We start from the raw sequence: 275 nt of genomic DNA on the forward strand, positions 1-275 counted from the left end.
TGGCAGTATGGAAACCGTGTGGCATGAAGGCGAGATTACACCGCCATACACCAAAGGTATTCTGGACTGGCACTATACCGATGCCCATATTCGTCTGAATAAAGGTGAGGAGATGGGGCGTTTCAACATGGGGTCGACGGTGGTTTTATTGTTACCACCTGGCGCGCCAACCTGGACAGATAACTGGAAAGCCGAGATGAAGATAAAACTGGGTCAGGCCCTGACCTGAGGTATCTAAATAATCAAACGCAAAAAAAAACCGGACATTGTCCGGT

General features: G+C 48.7%; 1 protein-coding gene. It reads left to right on the forward strand.

The features are described 5' to 3' along the window. Positions 1-229, forward strand: a 229-nt coding sequence (locus B3182_RS07930; protein WP_292752254.1) for a phosphatidylserine decarboxylase, incomplete at its 5' end; no start/stop codon positions are given. Between the last annotated feature and the right edge of the window lie 46 nt (positions 230-275).

The sequence above is a fragment of the Methylophaga sp. UBA4204 genome (assembly GCF_002379485.1).
Classification (GTDB): domain Bacteria; phylum Pseudomonadota; class Gammaproteobacteria; order Nitrosococcales; family Methylophagaceae; genus Methylophaga.